The following is a 24,034-nucleotide window of genomic DNA, read 5'->3' as shown; positions in this document are numbered from 1 at the left end:
ATACACACACTTGGCCGGGCCTTGTCGACAAGGCCCGGCCAAGGGGGCGGCATTGACGGCACGCGTTGACGTGTCGCCTTCGCCGGACGGCGAGTTGTCAGCCGAGCAGCGAGGCCAGCTCGGTGTGGTCCAGGCCGTGCGCCTCGGCGACCTCCTTGTAAACGACCTTGCCGTCATGGGTGTTGAGACCCTTGGCGAGCGCGGGGTCGCGGCGCAGCGCCTCGGCCCAGCCGCGGTTGGCCAGCTCCACGATGTAGGGCAGCGTGGCGTTGGTGAGCGCGTAGGTGGAGGTGTTGGGGACCGCGCCGGGCATGTTGGCGACGCAGTAGAAGACCGAGTCGTGCACCTTGAAGGTCGGCTCGGCGTGGGTGGTCGGGTGGGAGTCCTCGAAGCAGCCGCCCTGGTCGATCGCGATGTCGACAAGGACACTTCCCGGCTTCATCCGGGAGACCAGCTCGTTGGTGACCAGCTTCGGGGCCTTGGCGCCCGGGATGAGGACGGCGCCGATCACCAGGTCGGCCTCCAGGCACGCCTTCTCCAGCTCGAAGGCGTTGGAGACCACGGTCTGGATCTTCGTACCGAAGATCTTGTCGGCTTCCTTGAGCTTGTTGATGTCCTTGTCGAGCAGGGTGACGTGGAAGCCCATGCCGATGGCGATCTGCGCGGCGTTCCAGCCGGAGACGCCGCCGCCGATGACCACGGCCCGGCCGGCCAGCACGCCGGGGACACCGCCGGGCAGCACACCGCGACCGCCGTTGGCGGCCAGCAGGTGGTAGGCGCCGACCTGCGGGGCGAGCCGGCCGGCCACCTCGGACATCGGGGCGAGCAGCGGCAGCGCGCGGCCCGGCAGCTCGACGGTCTCGTAGGCGATCGCGGTGGTGCCGGACTCGATCAGCGCGTCCGTGCACTCCTTGGACGCGGCCAGGTGCAGGTAGGTGAAGAGGGTCTGGTCCTTGCGCAGGCGGTGGTACTCCTCCGCGACCGGCTCCTTGACCTTCAGCAGCAGGTCGGCGGCGGCCCAGACCTCGTCGGCGGTGTCGAGTATCGACGCGCCGGCCGAGACGTACTCGTCGTCCGTGATCGAGGAGCCGACGCCGGCGCCGCGCTCGATGACGACCTGGTGACCGTGGCGCACCAGCTCGTGGACGCCGGCGGGGGTGATGGCCACCCGGAACTCGTTGTTCTTGACCTCGCGGGGAATGCCGACCTTCACGTCGATCACGGTCCTTGGCTCAGGGATGTGGCTATGACAAGACATACCCGGGCACGCAGAGGCATACCGGGGTAGACCGCAGGAGAAAGTGCGGCAGAGCCAGTCTAATGAAGGTGTTCCCGCTGTCTAGCCTTTCAAAGCATCAACCTTCAGCGGATGCACTACGGATTTCGCAGGCGTTAGCTCCGTGTTCCGGGTCGGAGTCCTGCGCCGGCCGGTCCCCGGCGGCCTCCGGGTCCAGCATCCGCCCGGCGGCTCCGCGGTGCAGCGCGGCCGCCGTGGGGTCGCCGAGGCGCTCCAGGGTGTCGGCCAGCCGCAGGTGCAGGGCCGCCTGGAGGCGGAGGTCCTCCGCCCGGCGGGCCCACTCCACCGCCTCCTGGCAGGTGTGCAGCGACTCCTCGGGCCGCCCGGCGTACTCCTGGACCCGGGCCAGCTCGCTCAGGGCCCGCGCCTGCGCGGCCACGTCGCCGGTCCTGCGGTGCCCGGCCACCGCCGCGCGCCAGTTGCGCAGCGCCTCGCCGTAGCGGCCGGCGTAGGTGTGGGCGGTGGCGATCCGGCCGTACAGCCGGGCGGCGTCGGGCCGCTCGTCCCGGGCCAGCCGCTGGGCCAGGGCGCGGCCGAACCAGTCGGCGGCCCGGTCGTAGTCGCCCAGCTCCAGATGGGCGCCGCCTACGGATTCCATCGCGCGGCCGGTCGCGTACGGGTCGTTCGCCTCGCGTCCGGCGTCCAGCGCGGCCCGGTAGCGCACCAGCGCCTCGGCGGTGCGGCCGGTGCGGGCGTCCAGGTCGGCCAGGTTCAGCAGGGCCGCCGCCTTCTCCCGGGGCAGATCGCGCCGCTCGGCCACGTCCAGGACCAGCCGGTGCACGCCGTACAGGTCGGGGGCGGCGGCCTGGGTGCCTTCGTGGGCGACCAGGGCGCGGACCAACTGGGACATCAGCCGCCGGGCGAGGGTGTCCAGCTCCCCGTCGGCGACCGCGAGGCGGGCCGCGGCCAGCAGGGCGGGGCGGCGCACCCGCAGCCACTCGGCGGCGTCCCGGGGGGTGGCGAAGCGCAGGGCGCGCGGCATCCCGAGGAGCTTCTCGCGGGCCTGGGGGCTGTCGGTCTCGGTGATCGCCCGGCAGGACTGCAGCAGCCGCACGGTCCGCTCCAGCATCCGGGCGCGGGCCAGTTGCAGTTCGGCGGGCCGGTCGTGCTTGTCGGCGAGGGCGCGCAGCAGCGGGTGCAGACAGCCCGGGACCTCGTACTCGGGCAGCGGGGAGCGGGCCGGGCGGAGCAGGCCGAGGGCGACGAAGTCGTCCAGGGTGGTGCGGGCGCCGTTCACCGAGCAGCCGGCGAGCGCGGAGGCGGTGTGCGGGTCGACCAGGCCGGCCGGGGCGAGGGAGAGCAGGCGCAGTATCCGGGCGGCGGGGCTCGGCAGGGCGGCGTGGGCCAGTCGCAGGGCGCGGGCGACCGGGCCGGTCTCCTCGGTCTCGGCGTGCAGGTGCTTGGCGAGGTCGGCGACGGCCGCCTTGGGGCGGGCGGCCAGCCAGCCGCCCGCGAGGGCGAGCGCGGCGGGCTGGCCCTGGCACTCCTCGGCCAGCAACTCGGCGGCGCGCGGGTCGACGGTGATCCGGACCGAGCCGATGCGCCGGGACAGCAGCTCCACGGCGGACTTGGTGTCCAGGCCGCCGAGCGTGCAGGGGCGGACGTCGGCGATGCCGGTGAGCGGGCCGCCGGAGACGACGACGGCCAGGCAGCCGGGGGTGTCCGGCAGCAGGGCGTCGACCTGCTCGGCGTCGGCGGCGTCGTCGAGCAGCAGCAGGACCCGGCGGTCGGCCAGCGCGGTGCGCAGCGCCCCGGTCAGGTCGTCCTCCGCGGCGCCGGGCGGGCTGCTCTCGCCGAGCGCGGCGAGCAGCTCCCGGGCGAGGCGGCCGACCGGCACGCGAGTGCCGTCCGGTTCGCTCAGCCGGGCCCGCAGCACGCCGTCGGGGTAGGCGTCCGCGACCCGGGCGGCCAGTTCCTCGGCGAGGGCGGTGCGGCCGGAGCCGGGCCGGCCGGCGATGAGCAGCACACGGGCGCGGGGGGCCTTGCGGCCGGACAGGGTGTCGAGTCCGGCGCGCTCGATGTCGGCCCGCAGCTCCTTCAGCTCCCGGGTGCGGCCGAGGAACCAGGGCTCCCCGGACGCCTCGCCCGACAGCTTCACGCCGTCCGTGTCCACCGCCTGATCCGTCACGGGCCACACTCCCGATCCCACCGCGCACCGGCGCCCGCCGGAACTCCGGTTCGGGCGTTTCCCGAGCCTAGTTCAGCCTCCGGCGCGTTCCCGGCGGAGCACGACGGCAGGGTCCCCCGATCGGATCAGCAGATCGTCACACCACAGGCGATCGTCACGCCGGACGTGTCCGCGGTGCCGCTCACGCCTCGAACGGCCGGGCCGGCCAAGGTGCCTGCGCCGGGCGCAGCGCGTCCAGGCCGTCGCCACCGCGGGCGGCGACCAGCGAGAGCACGCCCACGACGAGGCAGTTGTTGTGCAGCTCCCCCGCGAGCACCCCGCGCACCAGCTCCGCCACCGGCACCCGGGCCAGCTCCATGTCGGCCTCCTCGTGCTCGACCTCGAACCGCTCGCCCTCGGCCTCGGACAGCTCCCGGGCGAGGAAGATCCGTACCGCCTCGTCGCAGCCGCCGGGGGTGGTGTAGACGTCGGTGAGCACCCGCCAGTCCTCGGCCTTGACGTGCGCCTCCTCGTACAGCTCGCGCTGGGCGGCGTGCAGCGGGTTCTCGCCGGGCACGTCCAGCAGCCCGGCCGGGATCTCCCAGAGCTTGTGGCGCACCGGGTGGCGGTACTGGCGCAGCACCAGCACCCGGTCCTCCTCGTCGAGGGCGAGGACGGCGACGGAACCGGGGTGCACCTGGTAGTCGCGGCCGACCACGGTGCCGTCGGGCATGACCACCTCGTCCGTGCGGACGGAGGTCTTGTTGCCCCGGAAGGGGGTCTCGGTCGCCCGGATCTCCCATTCCTCGGGGGTGTCCTTGATGCTCATGCCCTGTCCTTCCAGACGTGCGCGAGAAGCCGACGTGCGAGAAGCCGGGGTGCGCCCTGCTCTCCCGGGCGCGCCCCGGCCACCGTACAACCGTCGGGTTACTTGGCGGTCTTCCGCTCGACCGCGGCCTTCACCAGGCCCGCGAAGAGCGGGTGCGGGCGGGTGGGCCGCGAGCGCAGCTCGGGGTGGGCCTGCGTGGCGACCAGGTACGGGTGGACCTCGCGCGGGTACTCGACGTACTCCACGAGCTTGCCGTCCGGGGAGGTGCCGGAGAACACGATGCCCGCCTTCTTCTCCAGCTCCGCGCGGTAGGCGTTGTTCACCTCGTAGCGGTGGCGGTGCCGCTCCTCGACGTACTCCTTGCCGTCGTACACCTCGCGGACGATGGAGCCCTCGGCCAGCTTCGCCGGGTACATGCCGAGCCGCATGGTGCCGCCCATGTCGCCCTCGCCGGCCACGATGTCGAGCTGCTCGGCCATGGTGGAGATGACCGGGTGGGCGGTGGCGGGGTCGAACTCGGTGGAGTTGGCGTCGGAGATCCCGGCCAGGTTGCGCGCGGCCTCGATCACGATGCACTGCAGGCCCAGGCAGAGGCCGAGCAGCGGGATCCGGTTCTCGCGGGCGTACTTGATCGCGCCGACCTTGCCGAGCACGCCGCGGTCGCCGAAGCCGCCCGGGATGCAGATGGCGTCGACGTCACCGAGCTGCGCCTGGGCGCCGGCCGGGGTCTTGCAGTCGTCCGAGGTGACCCACTTGATCTTGACGCGGGCCCGGTTGGCGAAGCCGCCGGCCCGCAGCGCCTCGGTCACCGACAGATAGGCGTCGGGCAGGTCGATGTACTTGCCGACCAGCGCCATGGTGATCTCGTGCTCGGGCTTGTGGACCCGGTCCAGCAGGTCGTCCCAGGTCGTCCAGTCCACGTCGCGGAACGGCAGGTCCAGCTTGCGGACCACGTAGGCGTCCAGGCCCTCGGCGTGCACGACCTTCGGGATGTCGTAGATCGAGCGGGCGTCGGGGCAGGCCACCACGGCGGCCTCGTCCACGTCGCACATCAGCGAGATCTTCCGCTTGATCGCGGTGGGGACCTCGCGGTCGCAGCGCAGCACGATCGCGTCCGGCTGGATACCGATGTTGCGCAGCGCCGCCACCGAGTGCTGGGTCGGCTTGGTCTTCAGCTCGCCCGACGGGCCGATGTAGGGCAGCAGCGAGATGTGGACGACGAACACGTTGTCCCGGCCGACCTCGTGCCGCACCTGGCGGACGGTCTCCAGGAACGGCAGCGACTCGATGTCGCCGACCGTGCCGCCGACCTCGGTGATCACCACGTCCACCTCGTCCGTCGCCATGCGGCGGATGCGGTGCTTGATCTCGTTGGTGATGTGCGGGATGACCTGCACGGTGTCGCCGAGGTACTCGCCGCGGCGCTCCTTGGCGATCACCGTGGAGTACACCTGGCCGGTGGTGACGTTGGCCGAGCCGTCCAGGTCGCGGTCGAGGAACCGCTCGTAGTGGCCGATGTCCAGGTCGGTCTCGGCGCCGTCGTTGGTGACGAACACCTCACCGTGCTGGAAGGGGTTCATCGTGCCAGGGTCGACATTGAGGTAGGGGTCGAGCTTCTGCATCACGACGCGCAGGCCCCGGGCCTTGAGCAGCATGCCGAGGCTGGAGGCGGTCAGCCCCTTGCCGAGAGAGGAGGCGACACCCCCCGTGACGAAGATGTGCTTGGTCGTCGAGGATGTGGGCGGCATGGCCAAGAGGGGGCTCCCGTGGTCGCGGTCTGGGGGTGCGCTGCGGCTGCCTGCCGGAGGTCTCCGGACGGGGTGCCGACGCTGCGGTTCGGGGGTGCCTCGTCGGGGTTCGCCTCCGGGGAGGGCACCCACCGGTCCACGGGCTACCAGCGTAACAGCGCCGGAAGGGGTCGGCTCCCGGCCACGCTCCGCACCCGGACGGACACGCGCGGGAGCGCTCCCCCGCCGGTCACCCGGCGCTCACTCGTTCGGCGCAGCCAGGTTGTCCCGAGCGGCACACAGATCATCTACGTGCGTCGTATCCTGCTCGGACGTTCGCTGCCGAGCCCGTCCCGCGACACGGCACCACCCCCGCCGGTCAGCACCGGAACAGGGGCTCGTCAGCTCGTTGAGCAACAATTGTCCTTCGGCGTCACAGAGATTGGCTTCACCCCCGGGCGACTGCGGTGCTTCGTCGCCCGACGACGCAGGACAACCACCCCTTGACCGCACTAGCGACAACCCCCACGCGGGGTGACGTGGCCGTTCGACTGGAGTTGCACGTGGCCGGGCGCATCGAAGACTACGCACTCATCGGAGACATGCAGACCGCCGCGCTGGTCTGCCGGGACGGCACAGTCGACTGGCTGTGCCTGCCCCGCTTCGACTCGCACGCCATCTTCGCCGGTCTGCTGGGCACGGAGGAACACGGGTTCTGGCGGCTCGGACCGGCCCACGCGGCCGGCGCCCAGCCCCCGGCGGCGGCCCGGCGGAGCTACCGGGGCGACTCGCTGATCCTGGAGTCGGAGTGGGACACCCCGCGCGGCACCGTCCGTGTGACCGATTTCATGCCGCCCCGGGACGGCGCCCCGCAGCTCATCCGCATCGTGGAGGGCGTCACCGGCCGGGTGCCGATGCGCTCGGAGCTGCGGATGCGGTTCAGCTACGGCCGGGTGGTGCCCTGGGTGCACAAGCACGAGGGCCGCACGGTGGCCGTCGCCGGCCCCGACTCGGTCTGGTTCGACACCGCCGCCGAGACCTACGGCAAGGCGCTGACCACGTACGCGGACTTCACCGTCGCGCCGGGCGAGCGGGTGGCGTTCACCATCTCCTGGGAGCCCTCGCACAAGCAGCCGCCGCCGCTGCCCGAGCCGGAGCAGTCGCTGGAGGCGACCGAGGACTTCTGGCGCGAGTGGGTCGAGCACTGTACGTACCACGGCCCCTACCGCGAGGCCGTGATCCGCTCCCTGATCACGCTGAAGGCCCTGACGTACGCCCCGACCGGCGGGATCGTCGCCGCCCCCACCACCTCCCTGCCGGAGGAGATCGGCGGCGTCCGCAACTGGGACTACCGCTACACCTGGCTGCGCGACGCCGCGATCACCCTCTCCTCGCTGCTGCGCACCGGCTACCGCGAGGAGGCCCGCGCCTGGCGCGAGTGGCTGCTGCGCGCGGTGGCCGGCGACCCGGAGAACCTCCAGATCATGTACGGCATCGCCGGCGAGCGCGAGCTGGGCGAGGCCGAGCTGGACTGGCTGCCGGGCTACGAGAACTCCGGCCCGGTCCGGGTCGGCAACGGCGCCGCGCACCAGTTGCAACTGGACGTGTACGGCGAGGTCACCGAGGCCCTGCACCTGGCCCACATGACCGGCCTGGCCCGCAACGACTACGCCTCGCTGCTCCAGCTCAAGCTGATCCGCTACCTGGAGGACCACTGGCAGGAGCCGGACGAGGGCATCTGGGAGGTGCGCGGCCCGCGCCGCCACTTCGTGCACTCCAAGGTGATGGCCTGGGTCGCGGTGGACCGCACCATCAAGCTCATCGAGTCCGGCGACGCCGACGGCCCGCTGGAGCGCTGGAAGGAGCTGCGGGACGACATCCACCGGGACGTGTGCGAGAAGGGCTACGACAAGGAACGCAACACCTTCACGCAGTCCTACGGCTCCAAGGAGCTGGACGCGTCCTTGCTGCTCATCCCGCAGATGGGCTTCCTGCCGCCGGACGACAAGCGGGTCATCGGCACCATCGAGGCGATCCAGCGGGAGCTGTCCACGCCGGACGGCTTCATCCTGCGCTACCCCACCGAGGGCGAGGACGAGGGCGTGGACGGCCTCCCCGGCGACGAGGGCGCCTTCCTGGCCTGCTCGTTCTGGATGGCCGACGACCTGGCGATGATCGGCCGGGTCGACGAGGCCCGCAAGCTGTTCGAACGGCTGCTCGCGCTGCGCAACGACCTCGGGCTGCTGGCGGAGGAGTGGGACCCCCGGCTGAAGCGCCAGGTCGGCAACTTCCCGCAGGCGTTCAGCCACGTCCCCCTCATCGACACGGCCCTGCGCCTGACCGCCTCGGGGGCGTACGGCGGCTGAGCGGGGCCGGGTAGCGTCCCGCGCATGAACAGCGGCATCGCAAGCGGGTACGACGGTCAGGGCGCCGGGATCACCGTGCGGCGCGCGCTGGAGCTGCCCGGCCTGCGCGGCGGGCTGCCCGAGGTGGTGTCGGGCGCCGAGAAGCTGGGGCGCCCGGTGCGCTGGGTGCACGCCGGCGAGGTGCCGAACATCGCCTCGCTGCTCAAGGGCGGCGAGCTGCTGCTGACCACCGGCGTCGGCCTCGGCACCCGGCCCGCCGACCAGCGGGCGTTCGTCCGGACGCTCGCCGAGCGCGGCATCGCGGCGCTGGTGGTGGAGCTGGGCCCGCGTTTCACCACCCTGCCGGCCGCGCTGGTCGACACCGCGCGGGCGGCCGGGCTGCCGCTGGTCCAGTTGCACCGCGAGGTGCCGTTCGTGACGGTCACCGAGGAGATCCACACCGAGATCGTCAACGGGCACTACGCGCTGCTCCAGCGCGCCGAGGAGGTGCACCGGCGCTGCACCGAGGCCCTGCTCGGCGGCGGCGGAGTGCCGCAGGTGCTGGACATCCTGGCCGGTTTCGGCGGCAACCCGGTCTTCCTGGAGACCCCCGACGGGCACCTGCTGTACGCCGCCGGGGCCGGGCCGGAGGGCGCCGGTCCGCTCCAGGTCTGGGAGGGGCTGCGCGGCCCGCGCAAGGACACCCCGCCCCCGGCGGGCTCGGTGCTGGTGGACGTGCCCGGCGGCGGGCCGGGCGGCGGAGCGGTGCGGGCCCGCCTGGTGCTGCTGCCGGTGCGGTCGCCGCTGGCGCCGGTGCACCGGATGGCGGCGGAGCGGGCGGCCGGTGTGCTGGCCGTGGTGCTGATGCAGGCGCGGCAGGAGGAGGAGCTGGCGGCGCGGGGGCGCGGGGACTTCCTCACCGACCTCGCCGAGGGCCGGATCACGGCCGGGGACGCCCCGGCGCAGGCCCGCGTCCTGGGGTTCCGGCCGGGCGACGGTCCGCTGCTGCCGGTGGTGATGAGGCTGGGCGACGGGCTGTCCCCGGCGGGCGGCGACTGGGCGGTGCTGGCCCGCGCGGTCGGCGAGGAGCTGGCGGCGGTCGGGGTGCCGGTGCTGCTGGGCGTGCGGCCGGTGGAGGGCCGGGTGCCGCTGCTGCTGGGGCTGCGGTCCCGGTCGGAGCGGCCGGCGGTCGCGGACCGGGTCGCGGCGGCGCTGCGGGCGGGTGTGGAACGCGCCGGGATGCGCCACCCCGGGGCCTGGCCGCCGGTGGTGGTGGTCGGCGTGGCCGGTGACTGGGCGGCGGCGTCGGCGGGCCTGCGGCACGCGGCGGAGACGGCCACCGCCGCCCAGGGCCTGACCGACCGCCCCTGGTACGACGCCCGCCGCCTCGACATCGACCTGCTGCTGTGGCGGCTGCGCGGCCATCCCGACCTGGCGGCCTTCGTGGACCGGGCGATCGGCCCGCTCAGGGACCACGACAGCCGCTCCCGGCCGCCGCTGCTGCCGACCCTGGAGACGTACCTGGCGCACGCGGGCCGCAAGGCGGAGACCGCCCGCGAGCTGCACCTGAACCGGCAGACCCTCTACAACCGGCTGGCCCGCATCGGCGAACTGCTCGGCACCGACCTCGACGACCCCCAGACGGTGCTGTCCCTGAGCCTGGCCCTGCGCGCCCGCCGCCACCTCGGCACCACTACGCCGTGACCGGCCCGGCGGCCCCGCGCCCTCACGCCAGCAGGCTCGGCCGGGTCAACTCGTCGTAGACGCTCAGGACTTGGGCGACCGTCTCGTCCTCGGTCGGCCAGGTGGCCGCCTGGGCCTGGCCCGCGTCCCGCAGCCACTGGCGCCGTGCGGGGTCGTCCAGGAGCCGGACCACGGCCTCGGCGAAGGCCACGGGGTCGCCGGGCGGGACCAGTTCGGCGGCGTCGCCGACGAGTTCGGCCATGCTGCCGGTCCGGCCCGCGACCAGCGGCACGCCCGCGTGCAGGGCCTCCTGCGCGAAGACCGAGCGCGCCTCCGTCCGGCCCGGCAGCAGCGCCAGGTCGGCCGCGGCGAGCAGTTCGGGGATGTCGTCGCGCCGCCCGATCAGCACCACCGGCAGTCCCTCGTCCTCGATCCGCCGCTGCAGCGCCGCCCGCTGCGACCCCTCCCCCGCCACCACGACCATCGGCAGCGGGTCGAGCCGGCGCCACTCCCGGGCCGCGTCGAGCAGCAGGTCGTAGCCCCGGTGGCGTTCGAGGGAGCCGACCGCGATCAGCAACGGCCGCCCGGTGGCGCCGAGTTCGGCCCGCGTCTTGAGGCGCGCCTCGGGGTCCTCCGGGTCGGCGGACCGCGCGGGTGCGGGGGACGCCACCGCGGCGAGCCGGGCGTCGCGGGCGCCGGTCCGCCGGGCCAGGGCGACCAGCTCGGAGGTGGTGCCGAGGACCACGGTGGCGGCCCGCATCACCCGCCGCTCCAGCACCCGCAGCAGATGGGCGCGCGGCCCGTCGGCGGACGCCCGGTCGTGCCAGGTGACGACCAGCGGGGTACGGGCCCGGCGCCCGCCGAGGGCGAGCACGGTACGGAAGGAGGCGTGCAGGCCGTGCGCGTGCACCAGGTCGGCGTGGGCGCAGGCCGCCCGCAGCCCGGCGACGGAGACCGGGTCGCTGCTCCGCGGCACGTGCAGGTGCTCGGCGCCGGCGCCCGTGAAGTCGTAGACGCGCTCGGCCTCGACGGGGGCGCACACCGTGACCTTCACGCCCCGGGCGACCAGTCCCGCGGTCAGCGTGCGCACATGCGCGCTGCTGCACGCGTTGCCTCCGCCCAGTACCTGCACGGTACGCAGCGGGGACTGGCCGTGCGGGGCATGGCTGCTCACGGGGCTCACGGGGCCGGGGCTCCTGGTTCTGCGTCGGCGGTCACGGACGAAAGTACAGAAGGGTGGAGCGGGGGAGGTGCGCCGCGCGGTCGCCCACGCGTACCCCGCCAAGGATGCCAGGACGTACGGGTGTTCCGGGAACGGCCGGGGCCCGCGCGGGCCCGGGCGCCGAGGCAACCCGACACACCCGGTCACTCAGATGAGTGACCGTGCCCAGGCGCTGACCCGTTCCCAGTACACCGCCGCGGCCACCACGGCGACGCCATGGGCGACCAGCCCGGCCCGCTGGTTGCCCGCGGCCATGGCCGCGCCCAGGGTGGCGCCGAGGGCGTGCGCGCCGGTGTCGCCCAGCATCGCGCGCGCCCCGAGGTCGTCGGGCAGCACGGCGGCGGCGACCCCGGCCGCGACGGCCGACAGCTCCGCCCCGGGCCCCCGCCGCAGCAGCCCCGGCACGCCCAGCGCCAGCCCGGCCAGGGCGGCCCGGCCGGGACGTACGTCCACCAGGTTGACGAGGTGCGCGGCCCCGGCGACGACGACGCCGGCCAGGACCTGGTCCAGCGGCCGTTCCTTCATCCGGGCGCCCGCGAGGAGCCCGGCCGCCGAGATCCCGAACAGCTTCACCGCCCCGCTGGTCACCTCGCCGTGCCGGAGCGCCGACAGATGCGCCCGGAAGCCGCGCCGCTCGTCCCCGGCCAGGTCGTCGTAGGCCCCGCAGGCGCCCGCCGCCAGCACCGCCAGCCCGGCGGCGGGCCGCACCAGCCCGGCCGCCACCGCCGCCGCCAGGGCCGACGCGGGCCCGGCGTACAGCTCGACGGCCCGCCCGGCGTGGTTCCGCCGCGTCCAGCGGGCCCGGCCGCCCGGCGCCGCGGTCCGCAGCGCGGCGGTCCCGGCCCGGGTGAGGGCCGCGGCGAGGGCGAGGGAGCGGGTCCGGCCGAAGACGTCGTCGATCATGCGGTCAGCCTACGGAAACCCGCCCCTCCTACAGTTCGCCCCGGGCCGTGGCCAGCAGTTCCTCGGCGTGCGCCCGCGCGGTCTGCGAGTCCTCCTGCCCGGCGAGCATCCGGGACAGCTCACGGACCCGGTCCTCGCCCTCCAGGACCTTCACGCCGGACCGGGTCACCGACCCGTCGTCGGTCTTCTCCACCAGCAACTGCCGGTCGGCGAAGGCGGCCACCTGCGGCAGGTGCGTGACCACGACGACCTGCGCGGTCTTCGCCAGCTTCGCCAGCCGCCGCCCGATCTCGACCGCCGCCTTGCCGCCGACCCCGGCGTCGACCTCGTCGAAGAGGTACGTCGGCACCGGGTCGGTGCCCGCGAAGACGACCTCGACGGCCAGCATCACGCGCGACAGCTCACCGCCGGACGCGCCCTTGGCGATGGGCCGGGCCGGGGCGCCGGGGTGCGGGGCGAGCAGCAGCTCGACCTCGTCGGCGCCGGACGGACCGTAGGCGACCGTCCGCCCGCCGACCTCCACGCCCTCGGGGTCCTCGGTCTGCCGGATGGCGAACGACACGCGCGCGTGGGGCATCGCCAGCGACGCCAGCTCGGCGGTCACGGCGGCGGCGAACCGCTCCGCCGCCTCCGTCCGGGCGTCCGTCAACGCCTGCGCCAGCCCGCCCAGTTCGGCCCGGAGCGCGTCCCGCTCGGCGGTCAGCTCGGCGATCCGCTCGTCGTCGCCGTCGAGTTCGGTCAGCCGCGCCGCGCTCCGCTCGGCCCAGGCCAGCACCTCGGTGACGTTCTCGCCGTACTTGCGGGTGAGCCCGTTGATCGCGGCCCGCCGCTCCTCCACGGCGGCCAGCCGCAGCGGATCGGCGTCCAGGTCGTCGGCGTACCCGGCCAGCTCGCCGGCCACGTCCCGCAGCAGGATGCCGACCTCGGCGATGCGGTCGGCCAGCGGCGCCAGCGCCGGGTCGTGCGAGCGCACCGCGTCCAGGGCTCGCTGGGCGCCCGCGACGAGCGTCGCCGCGTCCAGGCCCTCGGGGTCCTCCGGGTTGCCCGCGAGCGCGGCGTGCGCGGCCGTCGCGGCGGACGCCAGCGCCTCGGCGTGCCCGAGCCGCTCCGCCTCCTCGGCCAGCTCCACGTCCTCGCCGGCCCTGGGCTCCACGGCCGCGATCTCGTCCAGGCCGAAGCGCAGCAGGTCGGCCTCCTGGGCGCGCTCACGCGCCCGCGTGGTGATCTCCGCCAGCTCCGCCGAGACCGCGCGCAGCCTGCGGTACGCCTCGGTGTACTTGGCGAGCGGCACGGCGACCGCGTCCCCGGCGTACCGGTCCAGCGCCTGCCGCTGCCGGGCCTGTTTGAGCAGTCCCTGCTGGTCGGTCTGCCCGTGCACGGCCACCAGCTCGTCGGCGAGTTCGGCGAGCACCCCGACGGGCACCGACCGCCCGCCCAGGTGCGCCCGCGAGCGCCCCTCGGCGGACACGGTGCGGCTGATCAGCAGCGCCCCGTCGTCCAGCTCGGCCCCGGCCTCCTCGGCCCGCACGGCGACCCTGGCGCCGGGCGGGACGGTGACCCGGCCCTCCACCACCGCGTTCTTCGCCCCGATCCGAACCAGCGCCGCGTCCGCCCGCCCGCCCAGCAGCAGGCCCAGGCTGGTGACCACCATGGTCTTGCCCGCGCCCGTCTCGCCGGTGACGGCGGTGAACCCGGGCGACAGCTCGACGACGGCGTCGTCGATCACGCCGAGCGACCGTATCCGCATCTCCTCCAACACGCACACGACCTTACGAGGTCCGGGCAGCAAAGCGCACACAGGCCATGGATGTCACCCACAGGAGTGGAAGCGCCCCGACCGGGGCGCGGGGAACGGCGCGGCAAGCCGCACACCACCCGCACCCGCTCAGGTCCGCCGCGCCCGCACGGCGGACCCGCGTCAATGAGGAGCCCCCCGCCAGCCGGAGACCGGCAGCGCGAACTTGGCGACCAGCCGATCGGTGAACGAGGCGTGGTGCAGCCGGGCCAGCCGCACCGGCACCGCCCCCCGGCGCACCTCCACCCGCGCCCCGGCGGGCAGCTCCACCGTCCGCCGCCCGTCGCACCAGAGCACCCCCGGCGGAATGTGCGGCAGCACCTCCACCGCCAGCACCGAGTCCGGCGAGGTCACCAGCGGCTTGGCGAACAGCGCGTGCGCGCTGATCGGCACCATCAGCAGCGCCTCCACCTCCGGCCACACCACCGGTCCCCCGGCGGAGAACGCGTACGCCGTCGACCCGGTCGGCGTCGCCAGCACCACTCCGTCGCACCCGAACCCGGTCACCGGCCGCCCGTCGACCTCGAGCACGACCTCCAGGAGCTTCTCCGCGCCGGCCTTCTGCACGGCCGCCTCGTTCAGCGCCCAGTCGGTGTGCACGATGTCGCCGTTGCGGTGCACGACGACGTCGACGGTCATCCGCTCCTCGACCTCGTAGGCCCGGTCGACCACCCGGTCGACGACCTTGTCCAGGTCGTCCCGCTCGGCCTCGGCGAGGAAGCCGACCCGCCCGAGGTTGACGCCGAGCATCGGCACCCCGGAGGCCCGCGCGAACTCGGCGCCGCGCAGCAGCGTGCCGTCCCCGCCGAGCACGATGAGCAGCTCGCACCCGTCGAGGCACTGCGGGGTGGCCTCCTTGACCAGCCCGACCTCGCCGGGCAGCGGCAGGTCCCGCGCCTCGGCCTCCAGCACCCGTACCCCGATGCCGGAGTCCAGCAGCCCCCGTACCACCAGCTCGGCACTGCGCACGGCCGCGGGCCGTCCGGTGTGGGCCAGCAGGAAGACCGTACGAGCCGGGTTCTGTGTCACTGGGGCCCCTCCGCCACTGCGCGATCGACGTCGGCCGGGTCCAGCGCGTCGGCTCCGGCCCGCAGCCACAGAAAGTACTCGACGTTGCCGGAGGGTCCCGGCAGCGGACTCGCCGTGACGCCCCGTACCCCGAGGCCCAGGTCCCACGCCGTGCGGGCCACGCCCCGCACCGCCTCGGCCCGCAGCTCCGGGCTGCGGACGACGCCTCCGCTGCCCAGCCGTTCCCTGCCCACCTCGAACTGCGGCTTGACCATCATCACCAGGTCGGCGTCCGGTGTCACGCACCGGACCAGGGCGGGCAGGACCAGTCCGAGCGGGATGAACGACAGATCCCCGACGACCAGGTCCACCGGTGTCCCGTCGATCGCTTCGAGCGTCAATTCGCGGACGTTGGTACGGTCCTTGACGGTGACGCGTTCATCGCTCTGCAGCGACCAGGCGAGCTGCCCGTAGCCCACGTCCACGGCGACCACGTGGGCCGCGCCCGCCCGGAGCAGGACGTCGGTGAAGCCGCCGGTGGAGGCGCCGGCGTCCAGCGCCCGCCGCCCTTGCACCACGAGCCCGCGCGGCACGAAGGCCGCGAGCGCGCCGGCGAGCTTGTGCCCGCCGCGCGAGACGTACTCGGGATCGCTGTCGTCGGCCGCGACGACGATGGCCGCCGCGGTCTCCACCTGGGTGGCGGGTTTGGTCGCGACGGTCCGGCCGACGGTGACCCGGCCGGCGGCGATCAACTGGCTGGCGTGCTCGCGGGAGCGCGCGAGCTTGCGGCGGACCAGTTCCGCGTCGAGACGGCGGCGTGCGACTCCTGCCACGTTCGGTTCAGCTCCTACTGCCATACGTCGAGGGGGGCGCCGGAGGTCCCGGGCGGGCGTCGAGCGCGGTGAGCGCGTCGCGCAGCCCCCGGTGTACATCCTCGTACACCTCGATGTGCCCCTCCGTGGGCAGGTGCCCGGCGTCGCCGAGCCGCTCCAGGAGGGCGTCCACCCGCGCGTCCCCGGTGGGGGTGCGGGGGATGTCCAGCGGGGCGGGCGCGGCGGGACCGTCCTCGGCCGGGGTCCCGGCCGGGACCTCGGCCGGGGTCTCGGCCGACGGGACCTCGGCCGGCGGGGTCTCCGTGCGGATCTCCGGCTCGGTCTCCGTCCGGGGGGCTGCGTCGCTCATGCCCCGACGCTACCCCGAACCCCTGCGGTACGGTCGGTGCCGATGGCGACGATCGAGGAGTGCCGTGCCGCACTCGAGAAGCTCTCGGACAGCATGGGGCACAGCGAGGGGAACGTCCGGGCGGCCGCCGCCCTGGACCGTTCGGTGAGCTGCCACCTCACGGATCTGGACGTCACCTTCGCCGGGCGCATGGCGGACGGCCGGATAGATGTGCGCGAGACGCTGACCGGGCCGCCGCGCGAGAAGGCCGACATCAGGCTCGCGATGACCGGCGACGACCTGATCGCCCTGGTCGACGGCGAGCTGAACTTCGCCAGGGCGTGGGGCTCGGGCCGGGTGAAGCTGGAGGCGGGCCTGCGCGACCTGCTCCGCCTGAGAAAGCTCCTGTAGCCGCCGTCTCTCTTCACGACGCCTTGTCGGCCGCCACGCGCGCGCGTGCCGTGCGCGCGGCCGGCACCACCAGTGGCGTGCCGGTCTCCGGGTCGTCGATGACCTGGCAGCGCAGCCCGAAGACCTCCTCGACCAGCTCGGCGGTGACGATGTCCTTGGGCGCCCCCTCGGCGATCACCCGGCCGTCGCGCAGGGCGATGAGGTGGGTGGCGTACCGGGCGGCGTGATTGAGGTCGTGCAGCACGGCGACGAGGGTGCGGCCCTGCTCCTCGTGGAGGTCGGCGCAGAGGTCCAGGACGTCGATCTGGTGCTGGATGTCGAGGTACGTCGTCGGCTCGTCCAGGAGCAGCAGCGGGGTCTGCTGGGCGAGGGCCATGGCGATCCACACGCGCTGGCGCTGGCCGCCGGAGAGTTCGTCGACGTACCGGTCGGCGAGTTCGGCGACGCCGGTCTGCCGCATCGACTCCCGCACCACCCGCTCGTCCTCCGCCGACCACTGGCGCAGCAGGCCCTGGTGCGGGTAGCGGCCCCGGCCGACGAGGTCGGCGACGGTGATGCCGTCGGGGGCGATGGAGGACTGGGGCAGCAGACCGAGGGTGCGGGCGACCTGCTTGGCGGGCATCGACTGGATGACCTCGCCGTCCAGCAGCACCCGGCCCTGGCTGGGCCTGAGCATCCGGGACAGGGCGCGCAGCAGGGTGGACTTGCCGCAGGCGTTGGGGCCGACGATCACCGTGAAGGAGTGGTCGGGGATCTGCACCGACAGGTGTTCGGCGATGACGCGCTGGTCGTAGGCGAGGGTGACGTCCTCGGCGGACAGGCGGTTCACGATGCTCCTCTGGTTGTCCATCCCGTTGCCGGTGGCGGCGCTCATATCCGGCCCGCCTTGCGCTCGGTGACCAGCAGCCACAGCAGGTAGACGCCGCCGAGCACGCCGGTGACCACGCCCACGGGCAGTTGGTCGGCGCCGAAGGTGCGCTGCGAGATCCAGTCGGCGGTGACCAGCAGGGCGGCGCCCATGCACAGGGACGGCAGCAGGTTGGGGCCGGGCGCGCGGGTCAGCCGGCGGGCCAACTGCGGCGCGGTGAGCGCCACGAAGGCGACCGGCCCGGCGGCGGCGGTGGCGGAGGCGGTGAGCAGCACGGCGGCGACCAGCAGCAGCATCCGTACCCGCTCCACGCGCACCCCCAGGGCGTACGAGATGTCGTCGCCCATCTCCAGCATCCGCAGGCCCCGCCCGTTGGCGAGGCAGAGCGGCACCAGGACCGCGCACAGGATCAGCAGCGGCCAGACCTGCGCCCAGTCGCGGCCGTTGAGGCTGCCGGTCATCCAGACGACGGCCCGGGAGGCGTCCACGATGTCGGCCCGGGTCATCAGATAGCCGTTGACCGCGGTGACGATCGCGGAGACGCCGATGCCGACCAGGACCAGCCGGTAGCCGTGCACCCCGCGCTTCCAGGCGAGGACGTAGATGCCGAGGCCGGTCACCAGGCCGCCGACCAGGGCGCCGAAGGTGACCTGGGCGGTGCTCCCGGAGAACAGCACGATCATGATCAGCGCGCCGGCGGTGGCGCCCTGTCCGAGGCCGAGGACGTCCGGGCTGCCCAACGGGTTGCGGGAGATCGCCTGGAACAGCGCGCCGCCCAGCCCGAGCGAGGCGCCGACCAGCAGTCCGACCAGGACCCGGGGCAGCCGCAGCTCGCGGACGATGAATCCCTGGCCCGGGTCGCCGCCGCCGAACAGCGTCTTCAGCACGTCCCCGGCCGGGATCGGGAAGTCGCCGGTGCCGATCAGCACGACGCTCGCGGCGAGCGCGACGAGCAGCAGCAGGACGACGACGATGAGGGTGCGCACATCGACCCGGACCGAGAGGCCGCCCGGGGTGCGCACGGCACGGTTGCTCTTCACAGTTGGGCCGTCCTCCGCCGTCGTACCAGGTAGATGAAGACCGGGCCGCCGAGGATCGCGGTGACGATGCCGACCTGGAGTTCGGCGGGCCGGGCGGCGATCCGGCCCAGCACATCGGCGCCGAGCAGCAGCACGGGCGACAGGATCGTGGCGTACGGCAGGATCCAGCGCAGGTCGGGGCCGGTGAAGGAGCGCACGACGTGCGGGACCATCAGGCCGACGAACAGGATCGGCCCGCACGCGGCGGTCGCCGCCCCGCACAGCACGGTGGCGGCCAGCATCGACAGCGCCCGGGTCCGGTTGAGGTTGGCGCCCAGGGCCCGGGCGGTGTCGTCGCCCATCTCCATCGCGTTCAGCGGCCGGGCGAGCAGCAGGGCGAGCACCGAACCGGCCAGCAGGAACGGCAGGACCTGGGTGATGGTGTCGTCGTTCGCCGAGGACAGCGAGCCCACCGTCCAGAACCGCATGGTGCCCAGCGCGGCCTCGTCCATGATCATTACGGCTTGGAGGTAGCCGTAGAGGGCGGCGCTGATCGCGGTGCCGGCCAGGGCCAGCCGGACCGGGGTGGCGCCCCGGCTGCCGCCCAGGAACCACACCAGCGCCCCGACCGCCGCCGCGCCGACGAAGGCGAACCAGACGTAGCCGGTGAGCGAGGTGACGCCGAAGTAGGTGATGGCGGTGACGACGGCGGCGGAGGCGCCCGCGTTGATGCCGAGCAGGCCGGGGTCGGCCAGCGGGTTGCGGGTGAGGGCCTGGAGGACGGCTCCGGCCAGGCCGAGCGCGGCACCGGCGAGCAGACCGAGCACGGTCCGCGACAGCCGCTCGCCCACCACCACGTCGCCGTAGGAACCGGAGTCCTCGAACAGCCCGTGCCACACCTGGCTCAGGGACAGGTCCTTGGCGCCGATGGCGAGGCTCGCCAGCGCGACACCGACCAGGATCGCGGCGGACACCAGCAGCCCGGCCACGCGGACCGCCCGGCGGTTCGGGGGCGCGGGGGCGGTCTCCGCGCGCTGTTCGGGAGGACTGTCGACCAACACCCGGTTAGGTTAGCCTACCCTCCCATTGGATCACGATCCCCACAGCTCGGCTCGGGCCTTCCGGCCGGGGCGGGCGCGCAGGCCCAGCTCGGCTCGGACCTCCCGGCCACGGCGGGCGCGCAGGCCCAGCTCGGCTCGGACCTCCCGGCCACGGCGGGCGCGCAGACCCAGCTAGGTCGGCAGCTTCCCCGCCGGCACGCGGCTCGCCCCGCCCGCTCACAGCCCCAGCTTGGCCAGCGCCTTCCCCGCGTCCAGCGCGCACCCCTTCTCGCCGCCCGCCGTCCAGGCCGCCGCGCACAGCGCCCGCAGGCCGTCGAGGGCGACGCCGTCGCCCGACAGCTCCAGGCGCTCCGCGCCCGCCGTGGCCGTCCAGCCGCCGCAGCGGAACCCTTCGTCCGCCGTCCCGGAGACCTCCGGCTGCCCGGTGAGCAGCCCGCGCAGATCCGCGTCGACGTACGTCGGCCGGTGCTCCGGCGGCGCGGCCAGCAACTGGGCGCCGTCGGTGACTCCGGTCAGCACCAGCAGCGAGTCCACCTCGCCGTGGAACGCGCCCTCGATGTCCGTGTCCAGCCGGTCCCCCACCACCAGCGGCCGCTCGGCCCCGGTGCGCAGGACGGTCTCCCGGTGCATCGGCGGCAGCGGCTTGCCCGCGACCCGGGGCTCGGCCCCGGTGGCGATCCGGACGACCTCCACCGCCGCCCCGTTGCCCGGCGCGATCCCCCGCGCGCTCGGGATCGTCAGGTCGGTGTTGGACGCGAACCACGGCACCCCGCGCGCGATGGCGTAGCACGCCTCCGCGAACCGCCCCCACGGCAGTTCGGGCCCGCCGTACCCCTGCACCACCGCCACCGGATCGTCGTCGGCCGACTCCACCGGCACCAGGCCCCGCTCGCGCAGCGCCACCCGCAGCCCCTCGCCGCCGACGACCAGCACCCGCGCGCCCGACGGCACCTCGTCGGCGACCAGCCGGGCCACCGCCTGCGCCGAGGTGATGACGTCCTCCGCGCCGGCCGGTATGCCCAGCTCGGTCAGGTGGCCGGCGACCGCGTCCGGTGTCCGCAGCGCGTTGTTCGTGACGTACGCGAGCCGCATCCCGCCGTCGCGCGCGGTGCCGAGGGACTCCACGGCGTGCGCGATCGCGTTCCCCCCGGCGTAGACCACGCCGTCCAGGTCGAGCAGCGCCGTGTCGTACGCCTCGCTCAGGGCCTGCCCACTGCCCTCGGGCCTCGTCCTGACGCTCCGGCTCATCTCGATCGCTCCTCGTTCGACGCCTTTCCCCCGATCATCCCCCATGCCACTGACACACGTACGATGCCGGGATGAATACAGCAGGTCACTCGGAAGCAACGGAGCGCCGGGGCCTGGAACTCACCCCGTTCCGAGGTCTCCGCTACGACCCCGACCGGGTCGGCAGCCTGGCCGCCGTGACATCACCGCCGTACGACGTCGTGGTCCGTCCCGACGGCCTGCTCCACCTGGAATCCGCCGACCCGCACAACATCGTCCGGCTGATCCTCCCCCAGGCCGCCACCCCGGACGCCCGCAACGAGCAGGCCGCCCGCACCCTGCGCCGCTGGCGCGCCGACGGCGTCCTGACCGCCGACCCCGCACCGGGCCTGTACGTGTACGAGCAGCGCGACGGCGCCGGCCTGGTGCAGCGCGGCCTCATCGGCGCCCTGCGCGTCTCGGACCCGGAGGAGCGGATCGTCCTGCCGCACGAGGACGTGATGCCGCACGTGGTCGCCGACCGCGCGGCCCTGATGCGCGCCACGCACGCCAACTTCGAGCCGCTGCTGCTGACCTACCGCGGCGACGGCGGCGCCACCTCCGACCTCATCGAGACCACCGCCGAGCGGCCCCCGCTGCTGGCGACCACCACCGAGGACGGCTTCGGCCACCGCCTGTGGCAGCTCACCGACCCGGGCGACCTCGCCCGCGTCCGCTCCGAACTGGCCCGGCACCAGGCCCTGATCGCCGACGGCCACCACCGCTGGGCGACCTACCGCCGCCTGCGCGCGGAGCACCCCTCCCCCAGCCCCTGGGACTACGGCCTGGTCCTGCTGGTCGACACCGTCCGCTACCCGCTCCGCGTCCGCGCCATCCACCGCCTGCTGCACGACCTCCCGGTGGACGCCGCCGTGACCGCGGTGAAGGACCGTTTCCGCGTGCGCCGCCTGAACTCCGGCACCCCGCTGTCCACGGCTTTGGACGCGCTGGCCGGGGCCGCCCGCGAGGGCAACGCCTTCCTGCTGGCCGGCGACGGCGCCTTCCACCTCGTCGACCGGCCCGACCCCGGCCTGCTGGCCCGTACGGTCCCCGCCGACCGCCCCGAGGCGTGGCGCACCCTCGACGCGACCGTCCTGCACGCCACCCTGCTTCCCCATGTCTGGCATGTCCCGGACGACTCGGCGGCGCATGTCTCGTACATCCATGACACGGCGGCCACGGTGGAGAAGGCGGAGCGCGACGGCGGTACGGCGGTCCTGATGCACCCGGTCCGCGAGGAGGTCGTCCGCGACCTGGCCCGCCAGGGCGTCACGATGCCCCGCAAGTCCACGTCGTTCGGCCCGAAACCGGCCTCGGGCTTGGTCCTGCGAGCCCTCGACCTCTGAGCCACGCAGACGAAAGGGGCGGAACCGCTTCCGGTTCCGCCCCTCTTCATCCGTCGCCCGGAGGTCAGCCCTCGCCCCGCTCAGCGGAGGCGGCGCCCCCGTCCTCGCCCTGGTCGTCGCCGATCTCGTCCCCGTGTTCGTCCTCGTCCTCGTCGAGGGCGTCCACGAACTCCACGCCGTCCAGCGCGGCGAGCCGGTCGGAGGCGTCCGTGCTGCCGTCCCGGTCGGACTCCACGGCCTTGGCGAACCACTCCCGCGCCTCGCCCGTCCGACCGGCCGCCAGCAGCGCGTCGGCATAGGCGTACCGCAGCCGGGCGGTCCACGGCTGTACGGAGTGGGAGGCCAGCTCGGGGCTCTGCAGGGTCACGATCGCCGCGTCGAGCTGCCCCATGTCCCGCCGGGCCCCGGCCGCGACGAGTCGCATCTCGACCTGCCCGGCCTTGTCCAGCTTGTGCACCTCGGGGGCGCCGGCCATGTCCAGCGCCTTCTCGGGCCGGCCGAGGCCGCGCTCGCAGTCGGCCATGACGGGCCACAGGTCCACGTTCCCGGTCATCCGCCGCGCGGCCCGGAACTCGGCGAGCGCCTCACCGTACTTCTGGTTCGCGTACGCCGCGAACCCACCGGCCTCCCGTACGGCCGCCACGCGCGACGCCAGCCGCAGCGCGACCTTGGAGTACGCGTACGCCGCCTCGGGGTCCTCGTCGATGAGCCGCGCGACCATCACCAGGTTCCTGGCGACATCGTCCGCGAGCGTCTTGGGCAGGCTCTGCAGCTCCTGCCGTACGTCCTTGTCGATCTCCTCGCCGGTGACGTCGTCCGGGATCGGCAGCCGCTTGATCGGCTCCCGGTCGCGGTCCCGCTCGTCCCGGCCGCGCCCGGGACCGCCCCGCCGGTCGTCCCGGCCCCGGAACCCGCCCGGACGGCCACCGCGGTCGTCCCTACGGGGCCCGCGCCCGCCTCGATCGTCACGGCGGTAACCACCGGGGCGGTCGTCCCGCCGGTCATCCCGCCGGTCATCCCGGCGGTCGTCGCGCCGGAAGGCCGGACGGTCCCCGCGATCCCCGCGGTCGTCACGCCGGTCGTCCCGGCCGCCTCGGTAGCCGCCGCCCCGGTCGTCCCGACGGAACCCACGGTCCCGGTCATCCCGACGGTCGTCGCGCCGGTCATCACGCCGTCCGGCGTAACCACCCCGGTCCCCGACACGGCGGTCATCCCGCCTGTCGTCCCGCCGATCGTCGCGCCTGTCGTCACGGCGGTAACCGCCGGGGCGGTCATCACGCCGGTCGTCGCGCCGGTCATCCCGGCGGTCGTCGCGGCGGAACCCGCCGGGCCGGTCGTCCCGCCGGCCGCCGTATCCACCACCGCGGCTGTCGTCACGGCGGCTGTCATCGCGCCGGAACCCGCCTCGGTCGTCACGGCGGTAACCACCAGGACGATCGTCGCGGCGGTCATCCCGCCGGTCATCCCGGCGGTCGTCGCGACGGAAGGCCGGACGGTCCCCGCGGTCCCCGCGATCGTCACGCCGGAAACCGCGGTCGCGGTCGTCCCGGCGCGGTCCCCGATCGCCCCGGTCATCGCGACGGTCGTCACGGCGATCGTCCCGCCGCGCATAGCCTCCGCCCCGGTTGTCGCGGCTGTCGTCCCGGCGGAAGCCACCCCGGTCTCCGCGGTCCCCGCGTCGGGCACCGCGGTCACCACTGTCCCGTCGCCGCTGGTCGCGCTCCGGTCGGTCGTCGGGAGAGTTGGTGGACATCGGTGACTCCTGTCTTCGGTACTGCAAGTCATTCTCGCGCAGCCGGGTACCCGACGCGCTCCGGGCTGTGCCTGCCACAAAACAAAAAAGGACCCCTGGTCCAGCTCAACGCTGGAGACCAGGGGTCCTTCCAAAGATTGTTCGGCGGCGTCCTACTCTCCCACAGGGTCCCCCCTGCAGTACCATCGGCGCTGTAAGGCTTAGCTTCCGGGTTCGGAATGTAACCGGGCGTT

Annotated in this window: 20 protein-coding genes and 1 rRNA gene; 4 read left to right on the top strand and 17 right to left on the bottom strand. The window is 74.2% G+C overall.

Features of this window, described 5'->3' with window-relative positions:
- Positions 1 to 97: 97 nt before the first annotated feature.
- From ald to pyrG, 4 genes are all read right to left on the bottom strand, one after another.
- Positions 98 to 1,213, bottom strand: coding sequence for an alanine dehydrogenase (gene ald / locus IE316_RS22220; RefSeq protein ID WP_190206520.1), 1,116 nt, complete (start codon positions 1,211 to 1,213; stop codon positions 98 to 100).
- 142 nt (positions 1,214 to 1,355) lie between these two features.
- Positions 1,356 to 3,425, bottom strand: coding sequence for a tetratricopeptide repeat protein (locus IE316_RS22215; RefSeq protein ID WP_190206199.1), 2,070 nt, complete (start codon positions 3,423 to 3,425; stop codon positions 1,356 to 1,358).
- 181 nt (positions 3,426 to 3,606) lie between these two features.
- Complete coding sequence (locus IE316_RS22210) at positions 3,607 to 4,233, bottom strand: NUDIX domain-containing protein (RefSeq protein ID WP_190206198.1); 627 nt, start codon at positions 4,231 to 4,233, stop codon at positions 3,607 to 3,609.
- 98 nt (positions 4,234 to 4,331) lie between these two features.
- The gene (gene pyrG / locus IE316_RS22205; protein ID WP_190206197.1) at positions 4,332 to 5,981 is read right to left on the bottom strand and encodes a CTP synthase; all 1,650 of its coding nucleotides are present in this window, start codon (positions 5,979 to 5,981) and stop codon (positions 4,332 to 4,334) included.
- A 542-nt stretch (positions 5,982 to 6,523) separates the two neighbouring features.
- Between pyrG and IE316_RS22200 the strand changes: the two genes are divergently transcribed.
- Positions 6,524 to 8,326, top strand: coding sequence for a glycoside hydrolase family 15 protein (locus IE316_RS22200; RefSeq protein ID WP_190206519.1), 1,803 nt, complete (start codon positions 6,524 to 6,526; stop codon positions 8,324 to 8,326).
- Between the two features lie 24 nt (positions 8,327 to 8,350).
- Positions 8,351 to 10,009: a PucR family transcriptional regulator gene (locus IE316_RS22195; protein ID WP_190206196.1), complete on the top strand. Its 1,659-nt coding sequence runs from the start codon at positions 8,351 to 8,353 to the stop codon at positions 10,007 to 10,009.
- A gap of 22 nt (positions 10,010 to 10,031) precedes the next feature.
- On the opposite strand, the gene IE316_RS22190 is transcribed toward IE316_RS22195, so the two are convergent.
- The 6 genes from IE316_RS22190 to IE316_RS22165 form a co-directional block, all read right to left on the bottom strand.
- Entirely contained in the window at positions 10,032 to 11,171 is a 1,140-nt protein-coding gene (locus IE316_RS22190) for a glycosyltransferase family 4 protein (RefSeq protein ID WP_190206195.1), read from the bottom strand.
- A gap of 186 nt (positions 11,172 to 11,357) precedes the next feature.
- Positions 11,358 to 12,113 carry a hypothetical protein gene (locus IE316_RS22185; protein ID WP_190206194.1) on the bottom strand — a complete coding sequence of 252 codons (756 nt, stop codon included), beginning with the start codon at positions 12,111 to 12,113 and terminating at the stop codon, positions 11,358 to 11,360.
- 28 nt (positions 12,114 to 12,141) lie between these two features.
- Positions 12,142 to 13,860, bottom strand: a complete 1,719-nt coding sequence (recN, locus tag IE316_RS22180; RefSeq protein WP_190206518.1) for a DNA repair protein RecN — start codon at positions 13,858 to 13,860, stop codon at positions 12,142 to 12,144.
- A gap of 171 nt (positions 13,861 to 14,031) precedes the next feature.
- Positions 14,032 to 14,937, bottom strand: a complete 906-nt coding sequence (locus tag IE316_RS22175) for an NAD kinase (RefSeq protein WP_190206193.1) — start codon at positions 14,935 to 14,937, stop codon at positions 14,032 to 14,034.
- Positions 14,934 to 15,749: a TlyA family RNA methyltransferase gene (locus IE316_RS22170; protein ID WP_190206192.1), complete on the bottom strand. Its 816-nt coding sequence runs from the start codon at positions 15,747 to 15,749 to the stop codon at positions 14,934 to 14,936. The genes IE316_RS22175 and IE316_RS22170 overlap by 4 nt, the downstream gene beginning before the upstream one ends.
- A 7-nt stretch (positions 15,750 to 15,756) precedes the next feature.
- Positions 15,757 to 16,098 (bottom strand): uL10 family ribosomal protein, encoded by a 342-nt coding sequence (locus IE316_RS22165; protein ID WP_190206191.1) that lies wholly within the window; start codon positions 16,096 to 16,098, stop codon positions 15,757 to 15,759.
- Positions 16,099 to 16,140: 42 nt separating this feature from the next.
- Between IE316_RS22165 and IE316_RS22160 the strand changes: the two genes are divergently transcribed.
- Complete coding sequence (locus IE316_RS22160; protein ID WP_190206190.1) at positions 16,141 to 16,488, top strand: SCP2 sterol-binding domain-containing protein; 348 nt, start codon at positions 16,141 to 16,143, stop codon at positions 16,486 to 16,488.
- Positions 16,489 to 16,501: 13 nt separating this feature from the next.
- Here IE316_RS22160 and IE316_RS22155 read toward each other — a convergent pair whose 3' ends face one another.
- The 4 genes from IE316_RS22155 to IE316_RS22140 all read right to left on the bottom strand — a co-directional run bounded on the left by IE316_RS22155 (position 16,502) and on the right by IE316_RS22140 (position 20,684).
- On the bottom strand, positions 16,502 to 17,362 hold the full coding sequence (locus tag IE316_RS22155; protein ID WP_190206189.1) for an ABC transporter ATP-binding protein: 861 nt from the start codon (positions 17,360 to 17,362) through the stop codon (positions 16,502 to 16,504).
- Positions 17,359 to 18,396: a FecCD family ABC transporter permease gene (locus IE316_RS22150; protein WP_190206188.1), complete on the bottom strand. Its 1,038-nt coding sequence runs from the start codon at positions 18,394 to 18,396 to the stop codon at positions 17,359 to 17,361. The genes IE316_RS22155 and IE316_RS22150 overlap by 4 nt, the downstream gene beginning before the upstream one ends.
- Positions 18,393 to 19,436 (bottom strand): FecCD family ABC transporter permease, encoded by a 1,044-nt coding sequence (locus IE316_RS22145; RefSeq protein ID WP_190206187.1) that lies wholly within the window; start codon positions 19,434 to 19,436, stop codon positions 18,393 to 18,395. The genes IE316_RS22150 and IE316_RS22145 overlap by 4 nt, the downstream gene beginning before the upstream one ends.
- Before the next feature lie 216 nt (positions 19,437 to 19,652).
- Complete coding sequence (locus tag IE316_RS22140) at positions 19,653 to 20,684, bottom strand: HAD hydrolase-like protein (protein ID WP_190206186.1); 1,032 nt, start codon at positions 20,682 to 20,684, stop codon at positions 19,653 to 19,655.
- 71 nt (positions 20,685 to 20,755) lie between these two features.
- Between IE316_RS22140 and IE316_RS22135 the strand changes: the two genes are divergently transcribed.
- Positions 20,756 to 22,048 carry a DUF1015 domain-containing protein gene (locus tag IE316_RS22135; protein ID WP_190206185.1) on the top strand — a complete coding sequence of 431 codons (1,293 nt, stop codon included), beginning with the start codon at positions 20,756 to 20,758 and terminating at the stop codon, positions 22,046 to 22,048.
- A 64-nt stretch (positions 22,049 to 22,112) separates the two neighbouring features.
- Here the strand turns inward: IE316_RS22135 and IE316_RS35230 are convergent, their stop codons facing one another.
- The 3 genes from IE316_RS35230 to rrf form a co-directional block, all read right to left on the bottom strand.
- Positions 22,113 to 22,877 carry a tetratricopeptide repeat protein gene (locus IE316_RS35230; protein ID WP_229910533.1) on the bottom strand — a complete coding sequence of 255 codons (765 nt, stop codon included), beginning with the start codon at positions 22,875 to 22,877 and terminating at the stop codon, positions 22,113 to 22,115.
- Positions 22,769 to 23,743 carry a hypothetical protein gene (locus IE316_RS35225; protein WP_229910532.1) on the bottom strand — a complete coding sequence of 325 codons (975 nt, stop codon included), beginning with the start codon at positions 23,741 to 23,743 and terminating at the stop codon, positions 22,769 to 22,771. The genes IE316_RS35230 and IE316_RS35225 overlap by 109 nt, the downstream gene beginning before the upstream one ends.
- Positions 23,744 to 23,940: 197 nt before the next feature.
- A 5S ribosomal RNA gene (gene rrf, locus IE316_RS22125) occupies positions 23,941 to 24,034 on the bottom strand; the annotation flags it as partial.

It is taken from the genome of Streptomyces fumanus, assembly GCF_014655295.1.
Lineage (GTDB): Bacteria > Actinomycetota > Actinomycetes > Streptomycetales > Streptomycetaceae > Streptomyces > Streptomyces fumanus.
This window is presented reverse-complemented; position numbering and strand designations above follow the sequence as displayed.